Here is a 26,284-nt window from a genome sequence, read left to right as displayed (position 1 = left end):
ACCGGATTTTCTCCTGTTCCACATCTACTTCGCGTGCAACCCATAACATGCGCGACCAACTCACCACCATCAGGCAAATTTCTTCTGGAGATGCCTGACGATTCTATCGCCCGATCTTCCATCGCCGAAGGGGTTCTCCCAGGTCCTTGGCCTGAGAACCATCGCCCTCGCAGCGGAGAGTATAGCCTCTGGATCCGTCCCTGCAAGTATATTGCCTCCTGCAGCGACCGTTTCGGGACGCTCTGTGTTCTTCCTCATCGTCACACACGGAGTCTTGAGGATGCAACATTCTTCCTGGACGCCTCCAGAGTCGGTCAGGACAAGTTGCGCCGAGGCCTCAAGAAGGAGGAAATCGAAATATCCGAGGGGCTCAATGAGATGGAGGTTATCCGGAACCCGGAGGTTAAACCGCTCAACCATCTTTCTTGTGCGGGGATGAATCGGGTAGAGAACCGGGACGCCAAAATAGTTGGCTACGTGTTCAATACCCTTCAGTATACCGGCAAGGTTCTCCCGCCTGTCTACGTTCTCCTGTCGGTGTGCGGTGACAAGGATGTAGCCACCCTTCTCAATGCCGAGCCTTGAAAAGATAGTTTCATCCCCTGCAGCGAGAGAGAGGTTCTGGAAAACAGCGTCGACAACGGTATTACCTGTTACGAATATTGCCGGGTCAGGCCTTCCTTCTTTTCTCAGGTTGGAGGCAGCCGTCTCCGTCGGTGCAAAAAGGAGATCGCTCAAGTGATCGGCAACTACCCGGTTGATCTCCTCTGGCATCGAACGATCATAACTCCTCAGTCCAGCCTCGACATGACCCAGAGGAACACCAAGTTTTGCGGCTACCAGAGCCCCGGCAAGCACTGTGTTAGTATCACCCTGGACCAGCACGACATCGTGGGGATCCTCAAGCAGGATCTGCTCAAGACCGGTCAGCATGCGCGCTGTCTGTGCAGCGTGCGTTCCGGAACCAACCTCGAGGTTGTATGCGGCGTCTGGAAGTTTGAGTTCGAAAAAGAAGATCCGATCCATCTCGTATGAGTAATGCTGACCGGTGTGAATGATTGAAAAATCAACGGATCTTGCAAGACATGAACGTATCACCGGCGACATCTTGACTATTTCTGGGCGTGTGCCGAGAATGATCGCAATCCTCATCAATATTTGTGGAACGGGGATGGATTAAAACAGATCGATGATATACTCTCCTGTGAAATATGATAAGCTAAGAGTAACGGTTATGCAGGTCTCGATAGTGGTCCCCCTATATAATGAAGAAGACAATGTCGACAACTACGAACTCGAGCTTTTCCCGATTGTCGACGAGGTTGCAGAGAGATACCGTATATCCATCGACTTTATTTTCGTTGATGACGGTAGTAAAGACCGGACCCTCGAGAAGATCAGTTCGATCGCGACGAAGCGTCAGAACGTGGTGGTGCTTCATCACCAGAAAAATAGGGGGATGGGTGCAGCGCTGAAGACAGGATTCGCACACACCTCTGCCGACCTTATCATAACCATGGACGCCGATCTCACCTTCAGACCGGAAGATATACCGGTCCTCCTTGATGCATACTTTCGTGAACGGCCTGAATGCGTAGCCGGATCACCATACCTCCAGAATGGGCTTATGAAGGAGGTGGCACCAATGCGCCTCTTTTTTAGCAAAAGTGTCAATTTTATGTACCGTATGCTGCTGCGCCAACCCATCACCTGTGTAAGCCCGATCTTTCGGCTATACAGAGCCGATACCCTGAAAGAACTGGACCTGGAGAGTGAGAACTTCGAGATCAACGCTGAAATAATCTCAAAGTACCTCATCTCCGGCTACCGTGTGATAGAAGTCCCGGTTGAACTTCATAAACGGCGGTATGGGGAATCAAAGATCAACATCCGAAGGGAAGTTCTAAACAACCTGAAGATTATGAGAAAGATCGTCCGGACGAAGTATTTTCACCGGCCATGGCGCTCGTAACACGAAGCATATGAATGAAATAGATCGTGGCGCGGAACTCTGGGACAGGATCTGGAGCAAAAACCAGATCACAAGCGACTATAGCATCAGGTACCTCGATTTTATGCGAGGGATCGAGCAGAGTCTCCCGGCACGTTCAACGGTGTGTGAGGCGGGATGTGGCACAGGACAGACACTCCAGATCTTCTCCCCCCGACACAGGACAATCGGGCTTGATATCTCGGCAAACGCCCTCTGTATCGCAAAAAACAACTGCGATACCCCGTTACAGGGCGATATCTTCCAGATCCCTATCCGGAGCGAGACCTGCGACCTTGTCTACAACTCCGGCGTGATCGAGCACTTTCCCTACCCTGCAAACGTCAGAGCGCTATCAGAGATGGCAAGAATCACCCGAAGGGGAGGACAGATAATAGTGATAGTCCCAAACACCCTCTGTCTCTGGTACAAACTTGGAAAAGAGGTTGCTTATCGGTTTAACAGGTTTGAATTTGGGTATGAGGAGGATTACTCGCCGGGGCGACTGAAGAGAACGTTTGAAGAGGCAGGGATCAATGTCACAGGGTGTTTTGGACTTCAGGCAACACCGGTGCTTGCAACAAACGAGAGAGAGTTTATCCCGTTTCCAATCCGAAGGAAGCTTGCAAGAATTGAGAGGTTCCTCCCATTCAAGGAGTATTATAGCTACGCAGTGGGCATCGTGGGCTGCAAAGAGTAAGAGATGATGAACCCTGCCCTGCGGCATGGCCAGACGAAGCGCTCAGATGCCGCCCTGCGTTTCGGGTGCATCTTCTTTGAGCATTTCTAGCGGGACAGGATAGAGGAACCAGAAAAGCAATCCCACAAGGGCAATAAACCAGTAACTGAAGACCAGGTATAGGATTGAAAAGGCAACGACCGTCTCTGGAGCGATTCCGATAATGCCAAATAGGTAGAGCAGCGTGGCGTCCCTGGTTCCAATACCCGAGATGCTGATCGGAAGGAGATCCACAACACTGATAATGGGGATCACAAGGAACATGTAGTAGCCAACATCGATGCCAATGGCCCTTCCAAGAAGGGCTGCATAGACCACCGCCAATAGCCATGACACGATCCCTGCCGCAACACACCCCAGCACCTTACGCCGGGACGCCAGAAACTGTTCAAGCCCGGAATAAAAGTCATTGAAATAGCCCGAAACCTGATTACGATAACGTGGCGGGACAAAGATACCAAAGAATGGCCTGAGTATTTTTTTCATGTAATTTTTGCGAGAGACCGCATATATCCCGAAGATTATAGCCCCTGTGAGAACAAGCAACAGACCACCGGACAGGATCTCCACGCCTCTGATGAGCGAGAATGCGATCATAGCGATGATCCCGAATGCAAAGAGGAGAACCAGATCGATTATCCTGTCGATAACAACTGTTGAGAGAGCCATCCCTGTGGTGCAGGACTCGTCTCGAACATACAGGAAGCGGGCGGCATCGCCTACCTTTGCCGGCGTCAAGGTGGAGAGAGAGAAACCAACTAAAAAACCGATGATACTTTGCCACAGAGAGAAACCCGAACGAATGGAATCGACGATGATCTTCCACTTTTTTGCTTTAATGACGACGATCAGCCCATTGATCAGGAGAGCTGCGATCAGGTAATAATAATTGACAGAAAGCAGAGCGGTGAGGATCGCCCGGGTGTCGAGGTTGACAAGGATCACCAGGAAAACAGCAATGCCAATGATACCTATAAGTCGTATTGGCCGTTTTGAGGGCATTTAAAAGAATTGTTGCTTTTGAAAATGATTAAAGATGTCGATCTGTCGCGCAAATGTTAGAACGATATATTTAGATCCGATTTTTGGGATGATGGAAGACTCTTTGTAGCCGGTGGGTAATTGCAGACCTTCCTGCAGTACAAAGACTAATGCAACCGTCGCGGCAGGAGAGGTGGCGCATCCAGCAACTCCTGGCAGGGAGATAACTTCTGCTTCTCTCCCCCCTCGGTTATATGGTGGCCCATACCCTGTCTGATGCAAAAAGACATTCTCTTATAGTGCATAAACAAACATTAACGTATGAGGAAAGGGAAGAAACGCCCAGTTCCGTCCTGCTCCGTTTGCGGACTGACAATTCCCAATATCGAACGCCCGACCCTGATCCGCAACCTCTTCCTTCTTGGATGCGTCTCAATCTTCACAAAATTGATGGTGCTTTTCCTTACGACCTCGGTGTTCCATTCGTTCGTAGATCTGTTTGACATCTCGGTGTATTTCGGCTACGCAATGAGCGTGCTGAATGGTCAGATACCTTACATTGACTTTTCCGTTGAATACCCGTTTTTGTTTCTGATCCCGGTTCTGATCCCGCTCATTCCCGCCATGATTGCCAATGACGCCAGCGTATATGTGGCAGGGTTTCAGGTGCTCATGACATTCTTTGACATCCTCACACTTTTCCTCGTTTACTTAATTGGACTGCGCATCTTCGACAGTAAACGCGCCTTCAGAGCCGCGCTCCTTTATGCAACGGCTTTTGCGGCGTCATACTTCATACTGACAAAGTATGACTCTTTCCCCACGTTCCTGCTTGTTCTTGGCACGTTCGCTGCAGTGTATGGCATGCCGGCAAGGAGTTACATCTCAACAATCCTTGGTTTCTTCACAAAGGTGTTCCCGGTCATTGCAGTACCGTATCTTGTACCGTTCAATGCCAGCAAAACGTCACTGAAAACAGAGATCGTTACACTGCTGAAGGTGGCCGCTGTCTGTGGCGCAATCTTCCTGATCCCCATGATCCTTCTTGTTCAGGACTGGTATAGACCGTTCCTCTTTGCCACTGGAACGGGTGTTGGGGTATATGCCAATACCGTGACGTATACACTTTATAACCTCATCTATGTGGTTCTGCACATACCAGTTTCAGAAGGGATAATCTCACTTATAATGTATATTCTCATGATAGGGGTAATCCTCCTGCTGATCCTTGTATCATGGGTCAAAGGTGTGGAGAATCCACGAAGACTGCTTGTTCTCATTGCCGTCACGCTATTTATGGTGATCTTCTGTACAAAGTTCCATAGTCCTCAGTACCTCGTCTGGCTGACACCATTTTACGCTCTGCTGCTGATCGATTCGCTAAGGAACGTTCTTGTGTTTTACCTGCTGCAGGCCGTCGTCTACATCGAATTCCCGATTGCCTGGGGGGTCCTTTACGTAAATAGGGGTTACGTTAATGAAATAGGGACAGCCGGGTGGTATGGTTCGCTCGCGTTCTTTATGGTCCATGCTGCAGTCTACCTGGCATCGATCCTTCTCATCTTAAAATCAGATCCAACTCTCTATGATGACACCAGATCTGCAGTTGGACAGGTGGTATCAAGGATCAGGAGGAGCACGAGATAACCTAAAACAGGGTGAACAAACGATCAACAGTGGCAGATCGTGTTTGCGCGATCACCCAAAATAAATGGCAGTGTTACCGAAATGTGTCGGAACATCCATTTGGGGCACTCATAAACTCGCCGGGAATGGCGCGCACTCAGGGTGTACCCCCCTGGCAGTTTCCTCTTCTATCATCAATAATCACCCGCGCCACTCCCCAATCCCCCTCACCCCGAGTATGCCCGGATTACCCCACGGTATACATCCACCGCCCGCTCAAGCTGTTCTATTGACACCCGCTCATCCACCGCGTGCAGCGTCGTGATCTCCCCCGGGCCGTACTCCACAACATCGAACCCCTCGTCCCTGAGGTACTTCGCGTCGCTTGCAGCCCACTGCAGGAACGGCGCCGCCGTTCCATGGACGCGCTCCACCTCGGCACAGACCGTCCGGACAACCCGGGCGCCAGGCGGCGTCAGGGTTGGTTCCGCCACGTCCACCTCGCGTACCACCGCATCGGGAGCATGTTCGGCGATACCGCGCCGGAGGTCTTCGAGAAGGCACCCCCACGGCACCCGTATATCGAGGTCCATCCGGCACTGCTCCGCCACGATGTTTGCCTTCTCACCACCCTCGATCCGCCCCGGGTTGAACATCACCCGTGTCAGGATGCTATCCCCTCCCTCGATCCCGAAGATCTCGCGAAAGAGCGCGGCAGACTGGCTTATTAGCGGCTGCAGGTCTTCATCGACCGGAAACTGATGGGCATGAACCTCCCGCAGGTAGCCCAAGAGATCGAACGCCGCCATGATGGCGCTTCTCCCGACCAGCGGGTAGAGGGAACTGTGGCCAGGTGTACCGCGAAAAGAAATATCAAGCCGGTAGAGACCCTTCTGCCCGATCGCCGGGCTGGTGTGCGGTGTCGGTTCTGCGATCAGGCACTCACGCGGCTTGAGCAGACCCTCTGCAAGCAGCGACCGGATGCCATGCTCACCCCCGGTCTCCTCGTCGCAGACAAAGGCAAACTGGACATTCGGCTCCACACCGCTCTCGATGAGATCCCGGCAGGCAACAAGGAGTGCGGCACAACCGCCCTTCATATCCGTAGCGCCCCTCCCCCAGACATATCCATCGGCAATCGTGCCGCTGAAGGGATCGTAGAGCCAGTCATCCGGAATGGCCGGAACAACATCTACGTGACCGCAGAGGAGGAGTTGTGGGCTGGCTTCGGTAGTGACCAGGTTGTCCCGCCCATCAGAGTTGGAGACGATCCGGTTCTTCACCCCGAGCGAGTCAAGAAACTCCGCGATGAACGCAACGATCTCGGTCGTGCTCCCCGGCGGGTTCTCGCTCCGGATCCGGATCAACGATGAGGCGAGCCGGGCGACATCCATGCAGTGCTCCCCTTACTCCGACCTGGCTGCCGCATATTCATCAAAGAGCCTCGCCAGCGACGAGCCCTCATAAAGCTGTTTGATAAACGCCGGATCGAAGAACTCATCGATGAACATCGAGAGGTACTCAGATGGGATCGGCCCCCTCTCATCGGGGTTGAGCACGATCCGGAAACTCCTGTACTGGGCTGGATCGTCTGTATCGTATATACCTGTCCAGAGCATCGGGAGCTCTTCATAGACCTCAGGATGCTCGGTCTTAAGCCAGTTGATGAACCCCGGGAAATGTACCCGGTCACCGACCTTCTCCTGGTCCAGTCGCCACCGCATGTACTCCATGCTCATTATGTTCCTCGGCGACATGGGGTTGTAGGCGAGAACGGTTGCAGTGAAATCGATGTGAGCGAGGGCATCGGTGAAATAAAAGTGCAGAACCGGATGAAAATCGCTGGGGCTCTCCAGGATCAGCGATTTGTTGTAGAGTTTCTCCATTACGCGGACATACTCGTTCGTTTCCAGCATACGTTCACCCGTTGGCTAGCGTGGTTCAAATAATATTCCTTTGATGCAGCAGGGCAGCGACGGCATTCAGCGACCTGAAGATAGTATGTCGCACCTATGTGAAATACGGCCTGCGGCGGCTGACCGCCTCACGAAAGGCATCTTCAAGTTCCTTGCCGTGCTTGCCCCGGATGTTTACCAGGTTATCCGTCCGGAGGAGGCAGGGCTTGAGGTTGCCATCAGAGGTTACCCGCAGCCTGTTACAGAAGGCACAGAACTCTGTGTTATGGAGTGGCCGGACCACCTCAACCTCGGCGCCGTCGAGGCAGTACTTCTTCCGGTGGTGCATCCTCCTGGTGACGACCCGCGTTGCCCGCTCGTTTAATTCCTGCTCGACGCTGTCGACATCCCCGTGGAACCTGCACTCGTTGAACTCCATCAGTTCAATAACCTGCAGGACCAGGTCGCGTTTTCCCCGGACAAACGCCATAAAGTCATCTATCTCATCCTCGTTGATCCCGTCAAGCAGGACCATGTTGATCTTGACCGGCGTCAACCCAACATGGATCGCCGCATCGATCCCTTCCAGAGCATCCTCCAGGCAGTCCTTCCCGGTGATCCGGCGGTAGCGCTCGGGTCGAAGCGTATCCAGACTGACATTCACCCGTGCAAGCCCGGCCTCCTTGAGATCCGCGGCCTTTGGAGCAAGCAGCGTCCCATTAGTTGTCAGCGAGGACTCGATTCCCGGCGGCACCGAGCGGATGATATCGACAAGATCCTGGCGGAGCAGGGGTTCCCCGCCGGTGAATTTGACGCTCCTGATGCCAAACTGTGCACCGACCCTCATCAGTTCAGCGATCTCATCTGTGCTCATCTGCTCCTTCGGGTTCACCTCGCCTTCGGCATGACAGTAGATACATCGCAGATTACACCGCGATGTAAGGCTGATCCGGAGGTTGGTCACGGTTCGATTATAGGGGTCCTTCAGCATCGTTGGATGCTCCTTTGAAATTCTTTGCAATGATATAGATCTCAGCACTCCCCTTCCGCGATGCTTTTGTCCTGTAACTCCGGACGGAATAGAAATGCTTCCTGACTTCGGCCACAAGCTCCCCGAAGAGCTCACCCTGGAACGATTTCAAAACCATATTTCCACCGGGCTTCAAGATTGTGCAGGCGAACGCAAGTGCGTCCTCACCAAGCCCGATCGCACGCGCCTGATCATAACTCTTCTGGCCAGAGAGTTTTGGCGAGGCGTCAGAGACCACGACACTGACGACGCCGCCGGCCTCCTCGCGGATGCGCTCCTGGACGAGAGGATCGGTGAAGTCTCCGACGAGGGTGGTGACGCCTTCCATGGGTGCTATTGGGTTTAAATCCACGCCTATTATCCGGCCGTCGGTCAGGTCGCGAAGCACCTGCAGCCAGCTCCCCGGCGCCGCCCCCAGGTCAACAACGCTGTCATCGGCCCTGATAACACCATTGCGCTGCTGGATCTCCAGCAACTTGTAGGCGGCCCGCGCCCTGTAGCCTGACTGCATCGCCTTGCGATAGACGCTATCCTTCGTCCACTGCGAACCCATTGATAAACTGCCCCCCCACCTGACTCTGACTGTCGGTTGACTGCCCCGCCTGCATTATCAAGTAGACTATGTATGGTATTTGGTGCAGTTAACTATGAATGATGTGGTCTAATAACCCCTCACAGACCTCACGGTGTATGAAATCACGAACATCTCCCTCACCCTTGCGATGAAGTCCACAACAGATTTCGATCGTAAAGGACTATTATGAGTGAAGGAGACTATGTACTCTCAACGAATGTTATAAAGGGGTCACAATGTTAAAGGCAACGATTGATGCAGAAATTTTCCGGGAGTCTATCGACGCGATCGCCGCGCTGGTGACAGAGTGCCGGTTGCACACACAGGAAGATATGATCTGGACACGCTCCGTCGATACCGCAAACGTGGCCATGATCACCCTGGAACTCCAGAGCACCGCATTCAAATCGTTCTCCGCGACAGACGGGGAACTGGGACTGGATGTCACGAGGTTAAAGAACATCCTGGCAATGGTTGGCAAGGGCGATGCTCTGACCCTCCAGCTGCGTGACGACGATAGGAGACTGGAACTCAGTTTCGGCGGTTACCGATACTCTCTCACACTTCTTGATGCCAGCACCCTCCGGAAAGACCCGAATCCGCCGGCAGTCGACCTCCCGGGAGGAGCCGTAATCCCCGGAGAGACGCTGAACAATGCCATAAAGGCTGCAAGCGTTATATCCGACAAGATCGCGCTCGGGATCGACCCGGAATCCATGACCTTCTACATGGAGGCCGAGGGGGACACCGACCACATAAAGCTCGCGCTCAGCGAAGACGAACTCATCGCCTTAAACCCGGTCAGATCCCGCTCCCTCTTCTCGATAGATTACTTAAAGGACATGGGCAGGGTAATGGCGCGCGCAGAGAAGGTCGAGATCCACCTTGGCATCAATCACCCAGTCCGGTTTGTCTTTGAGATTGCAGACGGCAACGGCCGTGTCGACTACCTCCTTGCCCCCAGGGTCGAGGCAGATTGATGGATATTGTACTCGATCGCAAAGAACTCACCAAATATCCATTTTTAAAAGAGTCGCAGCAGCTGGCCAGCCAGCACGTTGAATCCCTCGAGGCGTTCCTTGCCAGCAGTGCCGGAAACGTGGCGCTTGAACGTGCAAAGGAACGCATCATCGCTGCGCTAAGGTTCAGGCGAGATTTCCAGGATGACGCCGCGCGGGGCCCGGGCCCCGAACTTGAGATCGCAAGTTATGCGCTTGCCCGTATAATTGTCTCCTGCATAGGCGACCGAACGCTTATCGACCGCCTTGCACGCTACGAATCTGACCGGTCATCATTCTTCCTGGCATCCGAAGAACCCGAGGTTCGTCGTTTCGTTGCCCTGCGGCTCCAGATCGATCCCGACGCCAGAAGCATGCCGGTAACCGACTACGTTGAACTGGTAGCCCGCCTGCGTGATAATCGCTGGAGGCTCGTCAACAGGGATGTCAACCGGGGAGTTGTGGGTGTTGAGCCCGGCGAGATCGACGAACTGATCCGGGAACGGATACGAACGATCGTCGCCGATAACCTCCCGCTACGGGTACCTGGCGGGATATGCGAAACCCTGGCAGCGGTGGCCAGCGAGATCACCGCACTGCGGCAGCAGCAGGCACTCGAAGAATTCGGGGAGATCCGGGAGGAGGCGTTTCCGCCATGCATTGCCAGTCTCCTCCAGGCGCTCACAGCAGGAACGAACCTGACGCACATGGGACGGTTTGCCATCACATCGTTCCTTCACACTATCGGTATGAACATAGCCCAGATAACGGAAATTTTCGCGCAGGCACCCGATTTTGACCCGGATATGACCATATACCAGGTGGAGCACATCTCCGGCCGTGGCGGCACCGAGTACACCCCGCCATCATGCATCACGATGCGCACCTTCGGCCTCTGTGCCAACCGGGATAAAGAATGTGAGCGGATCAGCCACCCCTTAAGTTACTACCGGCTCAAGAAGAGTGGTGCAAAAAAACAGGTTTAACTTGCGGGGGTGAAGGGGGCGGAGCGGGAAGTCCCCGGTCGAGAGGAGCGGGGATGATTAGGCAAGGAGACAGGGCTCAGACAAATTACAGAAGATCTGAAACACTACCCGACCGTCGCGATCTACCCGAACAAGCATTGGGTGAGGCTGAAGTAACCACGCCGGGGCCGCGACCACTACTTCTTCCACACACTCTTCAGGAATCCCGTACAGCACGGAGGTTTCTTCAACGACCCGCCGACGGAGGCACACCGTCGCGGAGCATGGCGGCAACGGTGCGCTTGAGGTCGTGCGCGGTCTCCCCATCCTCATACGTTCCATTGACGCGGGTGCATTTGAGCGTGCTCATACTCGCCCCTCCTCCCGCCAGACGAGTTTCCCCGCTAGGATTCCGCGACGGTGGAGATGCCCGACAGGGCAATTCGTGGTCTCGAAGATGCCAGGGTCACGAAAGAGAATCTAATCACGACCGATTCATTTACTCTGCCTGCAGGATCCCGATGATCCGTTCGATGACCGACATGACGGTCTGGTCGTTGAGACGGCCGGCTCGATAAAGAATCAGATCGACACTGGCAGAAAAGAGCCGGTTTGGCCGGATGTTGCTTGGTTTGTGGAGCGTTCCCTCTGCAAAATTCACGTCGGTGATCCCCACGGCATAGCGATCCCGGATCTGCTGGCTCGTGATCTGACAGAGGATGACATCGTCCCCACCGGCCGCCGTTTCACGGTTGAGAGATCGGAGAAGGGAAACGGTACAACGACAACATCGCCCTTCACAGGTCGCTCCACGCCTCTTCCTCCTCGGGCCGGAGCCAGTCTTTCCGGAGCACGGGCTCGCTCGCGAGGGCGGTGTCCGGTGCGGCCTTCCGGCGCCGGGACTTGAGGAACCGGATGAAATCGAGCACCTCACCATATGTCCAGGGCGGGAGGTCGCTCAACTCACTGATGATCTCCTCTTTTACGTTCGTCATGACACCTTCACCTCTGCGGTATAAGATCTTCTGGTGCTTCAATCTACATATCTCTGTCTGAAGAGGAGTTGTTACCGGCGCGGGGGCACTGAAGGTCTTCGAGCGGGATTTTTAGGCATGGTTGCGGGCTCTGCGAGCTGACGAGTCGCCGGCAGTGTGTTGGCGGTGCTGGTGAAGGCGCTCGGTGAGAGATGAGGCGATGTTCGAGGGCTCCCAATGCCCGACCAGAACCACCATCCCACCCTCCCCGAACCTCCAAACACCCTATTTACACCCCCGAAAAATCAAGAACTTCCCATAAACATTCCACAACCCCTTTCACACTGCACACGAGAATTTTGTACCACGTAACATGAACGACGGAACAGCACCCCATTCAGACCGGGAGATCATCAACAACTGGGCAATCGCAGAGATCGGCCCGGCATCTCCCGCATCCTCTCCGCGAAGGGATTGATGCGGCCGGACGCGGAGCGGTGCATCGGCTTCTTCTACGTCGATCACGAGAAGGGCATCATCTTCCGCATCCACTCCCTCTGCCGGATCGAACCCGGAAAGCCGCCGGAGTTCGTCGTGAACTTCGAGAACCACGGCGAAGGGCTGATACTCCACTCCGACGAGGTCGGGCGTATACGCTTCTGTCGAACGACGAAGCAAACCGCCTCTCGCTGCTCGAAAAGCAGCGATGGCGCCTCTATTACGAACCGGAAGCGCTCCAGGCAGTAAGAAAGAGGATTGATCTTGACAGGTTCAGGGCTCCGGGGTGTTTCGACGACGTATCGGTGATCCTGTACTCAAAAGACCGGGGACTGATCCCCGAAGGCGTGTGGGTCCGCCTGGAAGGCCAGTCGGACGACGGCGCCTCACTCCGGGGAACGCTCCTGAACGAACCCTACTCGGACTTCGGCGTGCACGAAGGGGAGATGGTCACGGTGAGGTTCGCCGAAGAGGAGGAAGGACGGTTCCTGGTCGCTGAGGCGGGATCGTAATCCTCCACCCCCCACCTCACAACGCTTCGATCAAGTTCCCGACCACGGACTCAAAATCCTCATCCGAGCACGCGACGGTGAGATCGGCATACTTCTCATACAGCGGGACCCGCTCGTCGTACATCCCGCGGAGGCTCTGGCCCGGGAGGAGGAGTATCCCCCTTGTCGTGATGTTCTTGAGCCTCGCCTCCATTTCCGCATACGGGATCTCCAGGTACACGACCACCCCTCCCGACTTCAGGTGCGCCATCGCAGCCTCGCTGCAGACCACGCTGCCGCCCGTCGCGATCACCGCACGGTCGGGGCGAATGGAGAGGATCGTCTCTTCTTCGAGCCGCTTGAACGCGTCGGGCCCGTTCCCGTCGAGGATCTCCTGCAGCATCTTCCCGGCCCGTTCCTGTATCAGGATGTCCGTATCGATGAACTGCATGCCGAGGGTTTTTGCAAGGACGACGCCCACGGTGCTCTTCCCCGCACCGGGCATGCCGATGAGGACGATGTTTTTGTGATGCTGCATACCGCTCTCCCGGTTACCTCTGTTAAGATCCAGGTGGGATTTCGGGGGAGATGAAGGTTGTTTGACAGAGGTCATCTCAAAACGAGCTTCGAACCTTCGGTATACCCTAATCGGAGCCCTTACTTCTCAGGTATCCCCCATCTGAGACGCACTCTGAGCAAGAAGGGTGAAACGGCTTTCCATTGGATATCGCCACTTGGGGGAGGGTCCGGGAGGGGGTGTCCCCCTTCCCGGTAACAGTGTTTTGGGACAACTTCACAAATTATGCAGCCGCCCGGTGTAACCCCGCGCCCATAGCCGGGAACGGGTGCCGGGTGGCATCACGACTCTGCGAGGCAGAAGGTATTTTCATCCGGTATCGAAGATTGGCGTTCGATCGAGCATGAAGGCAAGCCAGACAATTGGGGCGCTTCTCGGCGTTTTTTGTAGCCATCCTCGGCCTGCTATGGTTCCCGCAGGGCACGGGAATCCTTCGGATGCGTCCGATATTATGCATCGCAAATTGTGAGGAGGGTGCCGGGCCATCCCCGTCCTGGGCAGTTGCCGGAGCGATTGCTTTCGCCATGGGGGCCATCGTCGTGGCCGTAAGCGTGAGGGGCGGCAGAACGCCCTGAGACGCAGACGGATCGAGATCCCTGGATGCGATAGAAAACCCCTGATCGTAAACAAGGGCCATGAAGCCGTTTTAATTGCGGGGGTGAAGAGGGCGGAGCGGGAAGTCCGCGGTCGAGAAAAGCGGGGATGCAAGCGGAGCCGCCCTTCCTTCATCTTGGGTATATTCTATTATTCTTACCTCTCGTACAAGGCTGAAAGTGCTGGTACGGAACTCGTCAAAGTCGATCCCCGAAACACATCCCAGATGTGTTCGAACTGCGGAAGCATCGTGAAAAAGACGCTCTCCGAGAGAGTCCACGAATGCCCATACTGTGGGTTTGTTGCCGATAGAGATTACAATGCTGCGGTGAATATCCACCGCGTGGGGATGGAACAGCCCTTCGAGCCTGTGGAGCCAAGACCTCTACATCACATCTCTGTGGTGCAAGTGTTGGCCATGATAGCCGGGAAGCCCCGCCCGAGAGGCGCGGGGTAGTTCACATGACCATTCTGTCGATCAGGTAGCCTGCAATACCGAGTGAACTGATAAAGACCGCCAGCGCCGCAACGTAGGCAAACCCTTCCATCCCCGCCATAAGATCGGGCAGCACCACCAGCAGCAGGACAAAGATCACAAAGCACACCACTGCCGCCAGTACTTCAAGAACCCGTAGATTCATGTATTGAGGTGGAACAGATGCATGTATATCTCTATCCCTGCAAAGTGGCGCGACCCACACCATTTATCGATGGCGACCGACAACTTCTTTCGCATGGAGAGAGAGGAGGCCATTGACCTGCTCCGGCGTTACCTGACGTCGCAGTCGCACATCGTCCACAGCCACGCCACGGCAGCCATCATGAGGAAGGTCGCGGAGCACCTCGGTGAAGATGCGGAGATGTGGGAGATCATCGGTCTCCTGCACGACATCGACTACGATCTTGTTGAGGGGGAGATGGAACGCCATGGGATCGAAGGCTACCGGATCCTGATCGAGAACGGCGTCCCGGAGAATGTAGCGGAGATCGTAAGGCGCCACAACCACCTGCTTACATCAGGCTACGAGCGCCCCATCGAGGTTGCGCTCCAGGCTGCTGACAGCGCCTCGGGCCTCATCATCGCCTGCGCCCTTGTAAAAGGCGGGGTGATCGACAATGTCACACCGAGGACGGTCAAGAAGAAGTTCAAGGAGAAGTCTTTTGCCGCCGGCTGCGAGCGCGAACGGATCCTGATGATCGAGTCGCTCATGGACATTGAAACCTTCTACCACCTCGCGATCGAGGGGCTCAAGGAGGCGCGTGCTGATCTCGGGCTCGCATGAACGCAGTCGAGATACGGTTCAAATTGGTGATCTCAATATGACGCAGGAAGAACGCGAGAAGGTTATCAAGAGGTTGGAGGAGGCCGTAGGGCTGCTCGCCGAACGCATGGACGCGCGGCTCATCCCCGAGGTTGGAATGAATGTAGTCTATGCACTGCCAGACGCGCGGAGCAGAGAGGATGTAGCAGGTGTTCTGGGACGCATCGTCAGGCTTGGTGACCGGGTTCACCCTGTCGGGGAGATCGCGTTCGGCGCAAGCGACCACATGGCACGGGTTGTCCTCACGGCCATGCGCTTCGATCCGAGGATACGTAGCGCGGCAAACATCCGTTTCTCGGACGAGATTGTCTCTAAATTAACTGACCTCCTCTTTGAGGTCCGCTCTTTTGACCGGGGGAAGGAGCCGCCCGGCGTCCAGACGATGGACTGGGGTGTAGCCTCCTGCTGCAGGGAAGGTGTACCTGATGTCATATATGACCCGGGGGCCGTCGGAAAAGAGCCGATGATCAGGCTACTCGGCGAGGATCCGGTCACGGTAGCACAAAATATTCTTAAACTGTCGAATCGCATAAAATATGCACAATTGTAAAGGGAGATCCATATGGGTATAAAGCCGTCATATATCAAGAACCTCGGCGAAGAACTCCTCGTCAAGCACGACGGAAGGTTCAGCAAGGATTTTGAAGAGAATAAGCAGGCGGTAGCCGGGGTTACCGTGATCGAGAGCAAAAGTGTCAGGAACCGGGTTGCCGGATACATCACACGAAAGATAAATAGAAGGAAGCGTTAAAGCATACCATATGTTTGAGGGAGTCCTTCCGGCAATCATAACCCCATTATTCCGTGACTCAAACATGAGTCTCGATCTCGATGGGCTTGAGTCCAACATTGAGTCGCTTCTGCAATGTGGCGTCCACGGCATAGTGCCCTGCGGCTCAACCGGCGAGTCGGCAACACTCACGTTCGAGGAACACGAGGCGGTTATCGCAAAGACGGTGGAGGTCATCGACGGTAGGGTGCCCGTGCTCGCGGGAACGGGATCTAACAGCACGGCAGAGGCCATGCGCCTGACCCGGTCAGCAAAGGATGCAGGTGTGGATGGCGCGCTTATCATCAGCCCTTACTACAACAAGCCAAACCGTTCAGGGCTTATCAAGCATTTTACAAAACTCGCTGACCTGGATCTACCGATCGTCATGTACAACGTTCCGGGCCGGACAGCGCAGAACCTTCAGCCAGACCTGGTGGCAGAGCTTGCAGAGCATCCAAACATCGTCGGGATCAAAGAGGCAAGTGGAGACATCACCCAGGTCTCCCGTATCGTCGAGGAGACGCAGGACGAGGATTTCAGTGTTCTCTCCGGAGACGATGCGATGACCCTTCCCATCCTGGCCATTGGAGGCGCAGGCGTGATATCGGTCGCCGCGAACGTTGAGCCCGGGCTGATGGTGGAGATGTACGAGTCGTTCAGCGCCGGTGACCTTGCTCACGCACAGGACCTGCACTACACACTCTCCCCACTCATGCGCGCAATGTTCATCGACACAAACCCAATCCCGGTAAAGAAGGCGGTCGAACTCCTCGGGATGGCTGCAGGTCCGGTTAGGCTACCGCTGGACGAACTGGATGCGGCCAGGACAGAACTCCTGAAGGGGGTGCTTGCAAACTATGGCCATTAAGGCGGTTATATCCGGCGCCCTCGGGCGCATGGGCGGCACGGTCGGCCGTATAATCAGCGAGGCCCATGACCTCGAGCTGGTCGGCGGGATAGACGTCAAGAAGGGAAGCCTTTTCGGGACGGAGGTGGTCCCGGCAACAGGGATTGATGCATTCTTCAAGGAGAAGAAACCCGACGTTCTCATTGACTTCTCCGTTGCGGCCGCTGCGGTTGAGAACATCAAAGCAGCAGCAAGAAATAATGTGGCACTGGTAGTTGGGACAACCGGGTTTTCGCCAGCACAGCGAAAGGAGATCGAGAGCGCCGTTGAGGGGAAGGTGCCGGCGGTGATATCGAGCAACTTCTCCGTCGGCGTCAATATCTTCTGGAAACTTGTGCGTGAAGCCGCCCGCCAGCTGGGCGACTACGATATTGAGGTCACGGAAGCGCATCACCGCTACAAGAAAGACGCGCCGAGTGGTACGGCAAAGACCATCCTCGATATCCTGGATCAGGAACTCGGGGAACGCGAGAAGGTCTACGGTCGCGTCGGTGCAACCGAACGGAAAGACGAGATCGGCGTTCATGTAATCCGCGGCGGGGATATCGTCGGCGACCATTCCGTTCTCTTTGCGGGCAACTTTGAGTGTATCGAGATCTCGCACCGGGCCTACGATCGTGCTGTCTTCGCACAGGGAGCTATCCGCGCCGCACGCTGGATTGTCGGAAGGGAACCGCGCATATACACTATGCAGGATGTCCTGGGGCTGTGACGGATTAGTGAAGTTTATTTTTGGGGGCATCGTAGAAAATAAGTACATTTGGAGGAACTGAGTTTGCCAGCAGTAGTTGATACCGAGAAATGCACCGCCTGTGAGATCTGTGTGGATGTCTGTCCTTCTGCTGCCATAACCATGGTGGACGGGAAGGCAAAAGTCGATCCTGATCTCTGCGTTGAGTGTGAAACCTGCATCGACGAGTGCCCGTCTGGGGCTATATCCATGGAATAAAAAACCAACTCTTTTAATACCACCAGCACGAGAGATACTCCTATCCATGATTGATGTAGGAGTGCTTGGTGCCACAGGGGCAGTAGGACAGCGTTTTGTTCAGTTGCTGGAGGATCATCCTTGGTTTAACCTTCAAACCCTCACGGCATCTGAACGAAGTGCAGGAAAACCTTATGGCAGGGTGGTCAACTGGCGGCTTGATGCGCCGTACCCGGACAACGTCAGCGATATCGTTGTCACTCCAACAACCGTCGAGAGCCTGAAAGACTGTGACCTTGTCTTTTCGGCGCTACCCCCGGAGGTGGCAACATCACTCGAGACTGAGATCGCTGACGCCGGCATCGCTGTCTGCAGCAACGCCCGGTCACACCGGATGGATTCTGATGTACCCCTTGTGATCCCGGAGGTTAACCCGGATCACCTGGGACTGATTGACGTTCAGCGTGATCGGGGGCGTGATGGGTTTATCGTGACCAACCCCAACTGTTCGACGATTGTCTTTGTGCTGGCTCTTGCACCCCTGAGAGCGTTTGAGTTTCATGATGCGCATGTGGCAACCATGCAGGCGATCTCAGGTGCCGGGTTTGCCGGTATCCCCGCCATGGAGATTTATGACAACGTTGTCCCATACATCGGCTCTGAAGAGGAGAAGATGGAGACCGAGACGTTGAAGATCATGGGTAAGTTCGACGGCTCCGAGGTGAAGCCGGCTCCCTTCAGGGTGAGTGCCAGCTGCCACAGGGTTCCCGTGATCGATGGCCACACCATGGCCGTCTGGGTCGACGTTAAGGAGCCGGTGGCTGAGGTAAAGAAAGCCTATGCAACATTCAAGCCGCCCTTCAGCAACCTGCCGCTGCAGCCGGCAAAGACGATCGAACTTTTCGACCAGCCCGACCGTCCACAGCCGCGGCTTGACCGTAACCGTGGGCGAGGCATGACAGTCTCTGTCGGCAGGGTTCGCGATGGGTTGCGTTTTGTGGCGCTCGGCCACAACACCATACGTGGAGCTGCAGGTGCATCCGTCCTCAACGCAGAACTGATACATTCAAGGAATTACCTTTGATGAGGTGTGTTCAATGATAAAAGACAACACAGTATTCGTTGGAAACAAACCGGTCATGAACTACGTGCTTGCTGTGGTCACTCAGTTCAACAATGGAGCGGAAGAAGTCGCGATCAAGGCACGCGGAAAGGCTATATCACGTGCGGTCGATACGGCGGAGATCGCACTCAACCGCTTCCTTGCAAACGTGGTCAAGAAAGAGATCCTCACATCGACCGAGATGATCGACACCGATACCGGCAAGACAAACGTATCCAGCATCGAGATAATCCTCGCTCACCAGGAGTGAGACCCAGAAAACATTTTTTGCACGCCAGCGGTGTATGGCATGCAGAGTGAGGGTAGATGCCGTCGGGAGCAGGTAACAATCCCTGATTGCTGCGGTTGGACACGCATGCCACCTGCCAACTGCTCACCGTGAACCCGATGAAGCGATTCTTGCCTGCGGCAGCGGTTGAGAGAAGCATCTCCCTGATCTCAACCCCCTTTCAGCGCGGGATCGAAGATCAAACCCCTCCTGGCCCTGGAACCAGATGGAGGGCAAAACCATCAATGCCTGGAGAGCGACCTGCCGGAGAGGATGTGAATATTTCTGCCATAGCCCGTGCAGAGCGTCGATCAAAGCCACGAGCGTCCCGATAAGGCGTTCAACCACAAAGGATTTAAGAAACACCATATAAACAACTATACAATGAAGCAGGTGGCCGTAGGCGTAGTCTTGATGCTGGTGCTTGCCCTCATCACTCCTTCGATGGCAGCGGGGGACGAGGGGCGCTACAGTTATATAACGGTTCAAGACGTCACGATTCGGCTGGAGATGGCAGATGCCGTTGTCACCATGAACTACACGGTAGATGGCAGTATAGGCTTTCTCGTCCTCCTCCTTGGAAAATCAGACCTGGAACAGAAGGTCCTTAACATACTGAACTTTAACAATGTGAGCGTTCAGTATCTAGGTCTTGATCATGCAGAGATCCGCGTGGATGGTGTGGCTAACGATTACGGAGATGGAACATACTGGTTCCCGGAGCACAGTTTTGGTGTGGCCGTGCCCTCCCTCACCATCATCACACCGCAGAGCGCCAGGCATTACGAGAACACCAGCGAGATCTCTGGTGGATTTGGCTATTTTGCGTGAGACCTGGACGGTAAACTCAACTCTTCACCTTCCCGTGGTAGTCACTGGACAGGGAGCGGGGGGCGGAGACGTCCCCTCCCCTGTATCGACGTATCACTGAAAACCTCTCTTGCTGGATCACCCCCCACCCGGCCCGGATACCGAGGAGTGTTCGGTGAAACCGCGACGAAACCGCCCGCTACCTCCTCCCTCTTCAGCATCTCGCCCCGACACCCCACTTCATCGCTCTCCCTCGCCTCTCTGATCTCTTCGCAATGCCGTCTCGCAAAAAACCCGCGGCCGCCCCGTCTCCGGATGGGAGAAGGTGCTCGGCGATGCCGCCACCCCCTGAAATCCGTCCATGGAGATGTTTATCAAACCGGGGAAGTCAGGCTGGGGCGCAACCCCGTGAATTTCGCAAAATAATTCCAATTTAAAGCAGGAGCGGGCATCCCCCTAAAGGAAAGGCGCGATTGATACTCAATGAGGGCCTGCAACCTCTCATCCGCGGGTCAACAGGTGGCAGGTGGCAGTGGATCGGGCCTCAAGCCTCTTTCTTCAGCGCAGCCAGTTCACCCTCTCTCAGCACTCGGCCCAGGAATGACTGGAAGTAAACACCAAAGAATGCGCAGAAGAGCCCCCCTATGATCGAGATGACTATGTAAACCACCCCATCCGCGCTCGATATGGGGAAACCCGGTATATCACTGCTGATCGAGAGTATATAGACGCTTGCCCCGTAGGCGATGACCCCTATTGCAAGGATGAAGAACGGCAGAGCAATCACACGCTGGATAGTCTCACGCTCGTTTAAGAATATATCGATGATCTTTCCCACCGACGCAACCAGGCCTGCGGCAATGAACCATGCCACAGCCCCATATATGAAGGAAATAACCTGGATGACAATACCAAACGGCACATAATACTCCAGAAGGCTGAGAAGTCCCATTATGACACCGACTATGCAGAGCAGTATTGCAGCGATGTAGGAGACAAACGTAAACCTGCCACCATGGAGCGATGTTTTCAACGAGTTTACCAGGTAGCCGAAAAACTCGTCGATCCCCAGCCCCTTGAAGAGCAGGTAGATCCCGATGACACCGACAACGACGATGATCCCAACCTCAGGGTAGCCCAGCAGGTAGCCCAGTGCGTAAAGGAGCATGGCAAGCCCGATCGGAACAAGCACAATCCTTGAAACCTTTGGATCGTCCAGTAAACGTCTCAGGATGTAATATGTCCCCTCCAGGTTTGGCATCTGGTTGACCACCACCCTCCGCACGCTGCCAACCGGCACGCGGGACTGGATGACCGGCATGACATACTCGTCCTCGGCACCGTCCGTCACGACAATACAGGATGTTGCGTCAGTCACCTTGAGGACTGTATCAAGACCGTTTGCAACACGCCGGTCACCCTCGATCAGGTTCATGTGATTACCACAGATGATAGCAATGGCAACCTCCTCTCCCCGCGCGGCAAGTTCATCATAGATTTTGATGGTCTCAAAGAACGCGTTGATATCTGAATCCTCAGGATCGGCCAGGGCGAGCGAGGTCGCTGCGTGCAGGCACGCCTCCCTGCCCATGATGGGCCCTTCGATCCCGGCTTTAAAGCCCAGGTCATCGTCGCGATCAACACAGAGGACAAGCGTCCGCTCTTTTGCCATTCACTAGAACATCTTTCTGGAACTATTAAATAATTATCAGGGCGCCAAAAAAAGTATTAGATAAGCTTTGCACGCTGCAGCAGGAGCAGATCATCGGTTGTGATCTTTTCGCCGTCGCGGAACTGCTGGAAAACACGTTCCGCCTCTTTCCGGACGGCTTTCTGCTCTCTGGTAACCTTGGTTTTCCTGGTCTTCTTCCGGAGACCCGATATAACCTTATCGTAATCGCGGAGTTCCTTCTGGCAGGCGATAAATAACCTGTGCTCCTCGTCCGCCGCTTCCTGAGCCTCAACAAACTTCTGGTGGGCGCGGTCGGCTTCCTCGCGAGATCTGTCGGCCTTCCGGTAGGCCTCAACCATCAGGTCATGGTGCTGTTGTGCAAGTTCGGCCTTCTCAGTGACCTCTTTATGGATCTCAGAGGCCCGCCTGCGGAGTTCACGTGCCTCAGCAAGCTTCGCCCGCATCTCCTTGTTCTGCTCAAACTCGGCCTCCTGTTCCTTCACCAGCGATTTAAGGTGCTTGATCTTCTCGATCAATTCACGTTCTTTATCGGTGCTGTAGACCTCGGTCTGCTGCTTGAACTCCAGGTGCTCAATCTGCTTCTGCAGTTCTTTGATGCCCCGGTTTTGGAGGTTGCCATGCTCCCTCTTGAAAGCCTCGATCTCCTCAAATAGGGCGTTTGCACGCTCGTTATATTTATTTCTCTCGTCTTTAAGCGCCTGGACATCCTTGTTTATCCTGTCCCGCTCCTCCTTGTGCCGTTGCGCCTCCTCAACATATTCGCGGGTCTGGGCATTCAGATCATTGCGCTCCCGTGCGCACTTGCTTGCAAGTGCGTTCAACTCGTTACGCCGGTTTTTGTGCTGTTCAGACTCCGCAAGGACTTTTTTTCGTTTCTCAATCAGATCGTTCAGCATTCCTTACCAATCCTCGACATTCGGTACATGTCTCATACCCTCACCCGACGGATCCAAAACGTATCGCTGCAGGAACGCCAGGGCTCGTGCAACGGTTACACCACAAGAAAAGACCTTCTCCGGACTCGCGACCCGGACAGTCGCTCACCTGCCTGCTCATGTGTTCAACCTCGGTACCCTGGCACCGCAGACCATAGCGGTCTCTGCCCTGCACAACACACTCCATACGGGGGAGGATTATACAAGAACGTCTATATCTTACATGTCATCTGTCATATTAAGTATTTCGCAGGGGACAGAAAACCGCCTCCGCTCTCAATCGACCCGGATCAAAATAATATGAAAGAGGGTAAGGGAGGAGTGATCAGATAAAATCAATAAGGTGGCCGCTCGCGGCATCCCTTGCCATGCGCCTGTTTGCTGATACCGCAGGCCTTGGTAAGGCCTGATCGTAGGCGCGATGGTTTCCGAGGATCTGTGCACTTTTCACACCGGTCATGATCGCCATGACACGGACTCTACCTTCGAAGTCGCTGTTCACCCGTGCTCCCCAGATGACGTCCGCGTGGGGGTCAAGTTCGTAGGTCAGAGAGCTTGCGATCTCCTCTGCGTCCTGGAGAGTCAGGTCGTTGCCACCGGTTATGTGGATGAGACTCCCCGTTGCTCCACGGTAGTCGATGTCCAGCAGTGGGTGGTTGAGACACTCGTGAACCACGCTCTCGGCCTTGTTCTGCTGTTTGCTCTCGCCGACTAGCATAACGGCAACACCACCCTTGCTCATGATGGCACGCACATCAGCGTAATCGATGTTTATGAGCGACGGTTCCGTGATAGTCTCGCTGATGCCCTTCACGGTCTCCGCGATGAGCTGGTCCATCACCGAGAACGCCTGACCGAGCGGCAGGTTGGGGACGAATTTGATGAGGCGGTTGTTGTCGAGCACAATAACCGAGTCGGCAGCGTTAGAGAGAGCTTCCATCCCCTCTTCCGCGCGGAGAAGCCGGGCTTTCTCAACCTGGAAGGGATAACTGACCATCCCGACAACGATCGCCCCCTGATCCTTTGCAATCTGCGCGATGACCGGGGCTGTGCCCGTGCCGGTACCCCCACCCATACCGGCGGTGATGAAAACCAGGTCCGCATCGCAGAGTAGAGTCTCCAGGGTCGGCCGGGCCATCTCGGCCGCGCGCCTGCCGATGTCAGGGAACCCCCCGGCGCCAAGGCCTTTGGTGAGCGACTTGCCGACAAGAACCCGCTTGTCGGCGCGGATCATGTCCAGGTGCTGTTTGTCCGTATTGATCGCGATGGTCTCGGCACCGCTGACCTGCATGTGGTAAAGGCGGTTGACTGTGTTGTTCCCCGCACCACCGCACCCCACGATGACGATGCGCGGCTGGCCGAGGATGTCATCCTCGACCTCATCCGTTTCCGATTTCAGGTATTTCTCACGTTCTGCGTGCTTCAACGCTTCGTTAATGATAGTCTGCATCATATACCTCCTAACCGTTGAATGAGATCTGATCCGCCTCGCGCATGACACGGTCTCCATACTTCTCAAGAAGCGCTCTGACAGAATACCGCACAGCCTCCGATACCGTGGGGAACTCACCTGCCTCCACCAGCTTCTCGAGCATCTCAACCTGCTGTCGTGGCAATCTGATAGTGATCCGATCCATCATTCCATCCACTCATATCTGACACTTGGCTGCTCTAAAGCAGACAATTGTCAGACATTTGTTGTCTATATGTCTGACTGTATCAGATAAGCCATAATAGCATTGGTATTGGATATAAACCTGCCGATATTTTTTTCTGGCCGGGATAACGATTTTATTGGTTGCAGACGACAAAATATCCTCAAAGAGTTGCCATCGATATGCGAGAGTATCTTCCTGAGAGAGCAGAACATGGCGGCCGGGTGCGCTGGCATCGCAGCCGCGGGATGAGGGATGCGGTGCTTGACTTCAGCGCGAACATGAACCCATACCCTCCCGATATCCCCTGGATACCGGATCTCTCTGCACTGAAAGATTACCCCGACGACCGGTATGAAGAACTAAAAGAGGTGATCGCCAGGACGTTCGGGCGCGATGCCGCGGAGGTGGCAGTCGGGAACGGATCGGTCGAACTGATCCGCGCGTTCTGTTGCGCGATGCTCGGACCTGGCGACGCCGCCTGTATCGAGATGCCCACGTTTGCCGAGTACGGGGTGGCTGTGAGGCTTGCCGGAGGGAGATGCGTCACAGGGGACGACAGCGCCACCGTTAGGTTTCTCTGCAACCCGAACAATCCCACGGGAACTCTCTTTTCCCACGCAGAAGTCTTCCGGGTGCTCGATGCGGTCGCCGGGCGTGGGGGTTACCTCTTCCTTGACGAGGCGTTCATCGAACTTGCTGACCCCCGCCAGAGTCTGGTCGATCTACCACACGAGAAACTCTTCGTGCTGCGATCCCTGACAAAGAGTTTTGCCGTCCCTGGGATCCGGTTCGGATACGGGTTTGGCAGCCCTGAACTTATCGATAGGATTGAGAGGGTGCGCCTCCCCTGGACGGTGAATACGTTCGCCGAGTCCTTTGCGATCGAGGCCTTCCGCCACTACGATCGCCTGGAAGAGTCAAGGAAGCGGATTTCAGAAGAAAGGGCCTGGCTTTCTGAGAGGCTGGAGGGTCTCGGTCTCGTCTGCGTCCCACCTTCGGCAAACTACATCCTGGTCGGGATCCCGCTGGAGTCGGGAGTGCTCAGCGAACGGCTCCTCTCGCGGGGCATCCTGGTGCGGGACTGCCGGTCTTTCGGGCTCCCCCGGCACATCCGTGTGGCTGTACGAACCCGTGAGGAGAACAGGCAACTCATCGAGGCTCTTGAGGCATGCTTGCACTGATCATGGCCGGGGGAGAGGGATCCAGGCTCGGGATGGGTGAAAAACCGCTTGTAAACATCTGCGGGCGACCGATGGTCTCCTATGTGATCGACGCCTTTCTTGCCGCAGGCTATGAAGTGGTCGTTGTGGCCTCGCACCGGACGCCGTTCACAAAAAACTGGTGCCGGGCGCAGGGCGTCACCATCTACGACACAAAGGGGCTTGGCTACGTTGAGGATATCAATGCCGCTGCGGCCGACCTTGAGGAGGAAGGAAAACCCCTCTTCACCTGCGTCTCCGATCTGCCATGCCTCACAGTCGATATCATCGCCGATATCGAGGCCGCCTGGCGCCGCTCGGGGCTGCCGGCATGCTCCACGTGGGTGCCCCGCGATCTCTGTCTGGAACATGGCTGCCGCACACACTACACAGAGGTCATCGACGGCATTCCCGCATGCCCCGCCGGGGTCAACATCCTGACAGCCAGCCGCGAAGCGGGGATACCAGAGGAGGAGGTGCAGGTTCTCCTGCATGACCGGCGCCTTGCCTTCAACATCAACACACGCGAAGAACTGGCACTGGTGCAGCGGTATCTCTGCGGAAAACACCAGGGGTAGCCCTTTTTTCACCGGTTTCTCGCCTCGTTTTAGCAACATGCCGATCGTGTCCGATTCTGGTGCTCTCCGGGTTACTGCGGAACCAGCGAGCAGCGAAGGGGACGCACCCCGAAGGGACCCTGGGAAACCCTATTATCGGACTATAACCAACGTTTATAT

The 26,284-nt window shown here is 55.2% G+C and carries 34 protein-coding genes; 19 read left to right on the top strand and 15 right to left on the bottom strand.

The window, feature by feature from the left end:
• Window positions 1-69: 69 nt before the first annotated feature.
• Complete coding sequence (gene wecB, locus R6Y96_RS06925; RefSeq protein ID WP_318620527.1) at window positions 70-1,152, bottom strand: non-hydrolyzing UDP-N-acetylglucosamine 2-epimerase; 1,083 nt, start codon at window positions 1,150-1,152, stop codon at window positions 70-72.
• Window positions 1,153-1,204: 52 nt separating this feature from the next.
• Between wecB and R6Y96_RS06920 the strand changes: the two genes are divergently transcribed.
• The gene (locus R6Y96_RS06920; protein WP_318620526.1) at window positions 1,205-1,972 is read left to right on the top strand and encodes a glycosyltransferase; all 768 of its coding nucleotides are present in this window, start codon (window positions 1,205-1,207) and stop codon (window positions 1,970-1,972) included.
• A gap of 10 nt (window positions 1,973-1,982) precedes the next feature.
• The gene (locus tag R6Y96_RS06915) at window positions 1,983-2,690 is read left to right on the top strand and encodes a class I SAM-dependent methyltransferase (RefSeq protein WP_318620525.1); all 708 of its coding nucleotides are present in this window, start codon (window positions 1,983-1,985) and stop codon (window positions 2,688-2,690) included.
• Window positions 2,691-2,732: 42 nt separating this feature from the next.
• Here R6Y96_RS06915 and R6Y96_RS06910 read toward each other — a convergent pair whose 3' ends face one another.
• Window positions 2,733-3,731, bottom strand: coding sequence for a lysylphosphatidylglycerol synthase transmembrane domain-containing protein (locus tag R6Y96_RS06910; RefSeq protein ID WP_318620524.1), 999 nt, complete (start codon window positions 3,729-3,731; stop codon window positions 2,733-2,735).
• Window positions 3,732-4,031: 300 nt separating this feature from the next.
• On the opposite strand from R6Y96_RS06910, the gene R6Y96_RS06905 reads away from it, so the two are divergent.
• A complete protein-coding gene (locus R6Y96_RS06905) occupies window positions 4,032-5,357 on the top strand; it encodes a hypothetical protein (protein WP_318620523.1) in 1,326 nt (441 codons plus the stop codon).
• Between the two features lie 206 nt (window positions 5,358-5,563).
• Here R6Y96_RS06905 and R6Y96_RS06900 read toward each other — a convergent pair whose 3' ends face one another.
• The 4 genes from R6Y96_RS06900 to R6Y96_RS06885 form a co-directional block, all read right to left on the bottom strand.
• Entirely contained in the window at window positions 5,564-6,730 is a 1,167-nt protein-coding gene (locus tag R6Y96_RS06900; RefSeq protein WP_318620522.1) for a M20 family metallopeptidase, read from the bottom strand.
• Window positions 6,731-6,742: 12 nt separating this feature from the next.
• Window positions 6,743-7,252: a hypothetical protein gene (locus tag R6Y96_RS06895; protein WP_318620521.1), complete on the bottom strand. Its 510-nt coding sequence runs from the start codon at window positions 7,250-7,252 to the stop codon at window positions 6,743-6,745.
• Window positions 7,253-7,346: 94 nt separating this feature from the next.
• The gene (gene moaA / locus R6Y96_RS06890) at window positions 7,347-8,222 is read right to left on the bottom strand and encodes a GTP 3',8-cyclase MoaA (protein ID WP_318620520.1); all 876 of its coding nucleotides are present in this window, start codon (window positions 8,220-8,222) and stop codon (window positions 7,347-7,349) included.
• On the bottom strand, window positions 8,203-8,814 hold the full coding sequence (locus tag R6Y96_RS06885) for an RlmE family RNA methyltransferase (RefSeq protein WP_318620519.1): 612 nt from the start codon (window positions 8,812-8,814) through the stop codon (window positions 8,203-8,205). Before R6Y96_RS06885 ends, moaA begins: the two co-directional genes overlap by 20 nt.
• Before the next feature lie 257 nt (window positions 8,815-9,071).
• Here R6Y96_RS06885 and R6Y96_RS06880 point away from each other — a divergent pair, with 257 nt between their 5' ends.
• Both R6Y96_RS06880 and priL read left to right on the top strand, forming a co-directional pair.
• The gene (locus R6Y96_RS06880; protein WP_318620518.1) at window positions 9,072-9,815 is read left to right on the top strand and encodes a DNA polymerase sliding clamp; all 744 of its coding nucleotides are present in this window, start codon (window positions 9,072-9,074) and stop codon (window positions 9,813-9,815) included.
• Window positions 9,815-10,819: a DNA primase regulatory subunit PriL gene (gene priL / locus R6Y96_RS06875; protein WP_318620517.1), complete on the top strand. Its 1,005-nt coding sequence runs from the start codon at window positions 9,815-9,817 to the stop codon at window positions 10,817-10,819. Before R6Y96_RS06880 ends, priL begins: the two co-directional genes overlap by 1 nt.
• 226 nt (window positions 10,820-11,045) lie before the next feature.
• Here the strand turns inward: priL and R6Y96_RS06870 are convergent, their stop codons facing one another.
• The 3 genes from R6Y96_RS06870 to R6Y96_RS06860 form a co-directional block, all read right to left on the bottom strand.
• Window positions 11,046-11,168, bottom strand: a complete 123-nt coding sequence (locus R6Y96_RS06870; RefSeq protein WP_318620516.1) for a hypothetical protein — start codon at window positions 11,166-11,168, stop codon at window positions 11,046-11,048.
• A 129-nt stretch (window positions 11,169-11,297) separates the two neighbouring features.
• The gene (locus R6Y96_RS06865; RefSeq protein WP_318620515.1) at window positions 11,298-11,459 is read right to left on the bottom strand and encodes a hypothetical protein; all 162 of its coding nucleotides are present in this window, start codon (window positions 11,457-11,459) and stop codon (window positions 11,298-11,300) included.
• Between the two features lie 136 nt (window positions 11,460-11,595).
• Entirely contained in the window at window positions 11,596-11,793 is a 198-nt protein-coding gene (locus R6Y96_RS06860) for a hypothetical protein (RefSeq protein WP_318620514.1), read from the bottom strand.
• 456 nt (window positions 11,794-12,249) lie between these two features.
• Here R6Y96_RS06860 and R6Y96_RS06855 point away from each other — a divergent pair, with 456 nt between their 5' ends.
• Together R6Y96_RS06855 and R6Y96_RS06850 are read left to right on the top strand one after the other, a co-directional pair.
• Window positions 12,250-12,519, top strand: coding sequence for a hypothetical protein (locus R6Y96_RS06855; RefSeq protein ID WP_318620513.1), 270 nt, complete (start codon window positions 12,250-12,252; stop codon window positions 12,517-12,519).
• A gap of 56 nt (window positions 12,520-12,575) precedes the next feature.
• Entirely contained in the window at window positions 12,576-12,782 is a 207-nt protein-coding gene (locus tag R6Y96_RS06850) for a hypothetical protein (protein ID WP_318620512.1), read from the top strand.
• 16 nt (window positions 12,783-12,798) lie between these two features.
• Here R6Y96_RS06850 and R6Y96_RS06845 read toward each other — a convergent pair whose 3' ends face one another.
• On the bottom strand, window positions 12,799-13,299 hold the full coding sequence (locus R6Y96_RS06845) for a shikimate kinase (protein WP_318620511.1): 501 nt from the start codon (window positions 13,297-13,299) through the stop codon (window positions 12,799-12,801).
• Between the two features lie 769 nt (window positions 13,300-14,068).
• Here R6Y96_RS06845 and R6Y96_RS06840 point away from each other — a divergent pair.
• Window positions 14,069-14,389: a transposase gene (locus tag R6Y96_RS06840; protein ID WP_318620510.1), complete on the top strand. Its 321-nt coding sequence runs from the start codon at window positions 14,069-14,071 to the stop codon at window positions 14,387-14,389.
• 1 nt (window position 14,390) lies between these two features.
• On the opposite strand, the gene R6Y96_RS06835 is transcribed toward R6Y96_RS06840, so the two are convergent.
• The gene (locus R6Y96_RS06835) at window positions 14,391-14,573 is read right to left on the bottom strand and encodes a hypothetical protein (RefSeq protein WP_318620509.1); all 183 of its coding nucleotides are present in this window, start codon (window positions 14,571-14,573) and stop codon (window positions 14,391-14,393) included.
• A 21-nt stretch (window positions 14,574-14,594) separates the two neighbouring features.
• Between R6Y96_RS06835 and R6Y96_RS06830 the strand changes: the two genes are divergently transcribed.
• The 9 genes from R6Y96_RS06830 (at window position 14,595) to R6Y96_RS06790 (ending at window position 20,083) form a co-directional block, all read left to right on the top strand.
• Complete coding sequence (locus tag R6Y96_RS06830) at window positions 14,595-15,215, top strand: HD domain-containing protein (RefSeq protein ID WP_318620508.1); 621 nt, start codon at window positions 14,595-14,597, stop codon at window positions 15,213-15,215.
• A 37-nt stretch (window positions 15,216-15,252) separates the two neighbouring features.
• The gene (locus R6Y96_RS06825; RefSeq protein ID WP_318620506.1) at window positions 15,253-15,804 is read left to right on the top strand and encodes a thiamine-phosphate synthase family protein; all 552 of its coding nucleotides are present in this window, start codon (window positions 15,253-15,255) and stop codon (window positions 15,802-15,804) included.
• Window positions 15,805-15,816: 12 nt separating this feature from the next.
• Window positions 15,817-16,005 carry a 30S ribosomal protein S17e gene (locus tag R6Y96_RS06820; protein WP_318620504.1) on the top strand — a complete coding sequence of 63 codons (189 nt, stop codon included), beginning with the start codon at window positions 15,817-15,819 and terminating at the stop codon, window positions 16,003-16,005.
• Window positions 16,006-16,015: 10 nt separating this feature from the next.
• Window positions 16,016-16,894, top strand: coding sequence for a 4-hydroxy-tetrahydrodipicolinate synthase (gene dapA, locus R6Y96_RS06815; protein ID WP_318620503.1), 879 nt, complete (start codon window positions 16,016-16,018; stop codon window positions 16,892-16,894).
• Window positions 16,884-17,645 carry a 4-hydroxy-tetrahydrodipicolinate reductase gene (gene dapB / locus R6Y96_RS06810; RefSeq protein ID WP_318620501.1) on the top strand — a complete coding sequence of 254 codons (762 nt, stop codon included), beginning with the start codon at window positions 16,884-16,886 and terminating at the stop codon, window positions 17,643-17,645. Before dapA ends, dapB begins: the two co-directional genes overlap by 11 nt.
• A gap of 63 nt (window positions 17,646-17,708) precedes the next feature.
• On the top strand, window positions 17,709-17,882 hold the full coding sequence (locus R6Y96_RS06805) for a 4Fe-4S binding protein (protein ID WP_318620500.1): 174 nt from the start codon (window positions 17,709-17,711) through the stop codon (window positions 17,880-17,882).
• A 46-nt stretch (window positions 17,883-17,928) separates the two neighbouring features.
• Window positions 17,929-18,945: an aspartate-semialdehyde dehydrogenase gene (asd, locus tag R6Y96_RS06800; protein ID WP_318620498.1), complete on the top strand. Its 1,017-nt coding sequence runs from the start codon at window positions 17,929-17,931 to the stop codon at window positions 18,943-18,945.
• A 13-nt stretch (window positions 18,946-18,958) separates the two neighbouring features.
• Window positions 18,959-19,234, top strand: coding sequence for a DNA-binding protein Alba (gene albA / locus R6Y96_RS06795; protein WP_318620496.1), 276 nt, complete (start codon window positions 18,959-18,961; stop codon window positions 19,232-19,234).
• 315 nt (window positions 19,235-19,549) lie between these two features.
• The gene (locus tag R6Y96_RS06790) at window positions 19,550-20,083 is read left to right on the top strand and encodes a hypothetical protein (RefSeq protein WP_318620494.1); all 534 of its coding nucleotides are present in this window, start codon (window positions 19,550-19,552) and stop codon (window positions 20,081-20,083) included.
• A 523-nt stretch (window positions 20,084-20,606) separates the two neighbouring features.
• Here the strand turns inward: R6Y96_RS06790 and R6Y96_RS06785 are convergent.
• From R6Y96_RS06785 to R6Y96_RS06770, 4 genes are all read right to left on the bottom strand, one after another.
• Entirely contained in the window at window positions 20,607-21,734 is a 1,128-nt protein-coding gene (locus tag R6Y96_RS06785; protein ID WP_318620493.1) for a DUF373 family protein, read from the bottom strand.
• Window positions 21,735-21,790: 56 nt separating this feature from the next.
• Window positions 21,791-22,651, bottom strand: coding sequence for a coiled-coil protein (locus R6Y96_RS06780; protein ID WP_318620492.1), 861 nt, complete (start codon window positions 22,649-22,651; stop codon window positions 21,791-21,793).
• 364 nt (window positions 22,652-23,015) lie between these two features.
• Window positions 23,016-24,140, bottom strand: coding sequence for a cell division protein FtsZ (ftsZ, locus tag R6Y96_RS06775; protein ID WP_318622500.1), 1,125 nt, complete (start codon window positions 24,138-24,140; stop codon window positions 23,016-23,018).
• 10 nt (window positions 24,141-24,150) lie between these two features.
• Entirely contained in the window at window positions 24,151-24,327 is a 177-nt protein-coding gene (locus tag R6Y96_RS06770) for a ribbon-helix-helix domain-containing protein (protein ID WP_318622499.1), read from the bottom strand.
• Between the two features lie 161 nt (window positions 24,328-24,488).
• Here R6Y96_RS06770 and R6Y96_RS06765 point away from each other — a divergent pair, with 161 nt between their 5' ends.
• Window positions 24,489-25,529 (top strand): pyridoxal phosphate-dependent aminotransferase, encoded by a 1,041-nt coding sequence (locus R6Y96_RS06765; RefSeq protein ID WP_318620491.1) that lies wholly within the window; start codon window positions 24,489-24,491, stop codon window positions 25,527-25,529.
• Entirely contained in the window at window positions 25,517-26,125 is a 609-nt protein-coding gene (locus R6Y96_RS06760; protein WP_318620489.1) for an NTP transferase domain-containing protein, read from the top strand. Before R6Y96_RS06765 ends, R6Y96_RS06760 begins: the two co-directional genes overlap by 13 nt.
• Window positions 26,126-26,284: the final 159 nt, after the last annotated feature.

The sequence above is a fragment of the Methanoculleus receptaculi genome, from assembly GCF_033472595.1.
GTDB classification, from domain to species: Archaea; Halobacteriota; Methanomicrobia; order Methanomicrobiales; family Methanoculleaceae; genus Methanoculleus; species Methanoculleus receptaculi.
The sequence above is the reverse complement of the archived record's forward strand: the minus strand, read 5'-3'. Positions and strand labels throughout refer to the sequence as shown.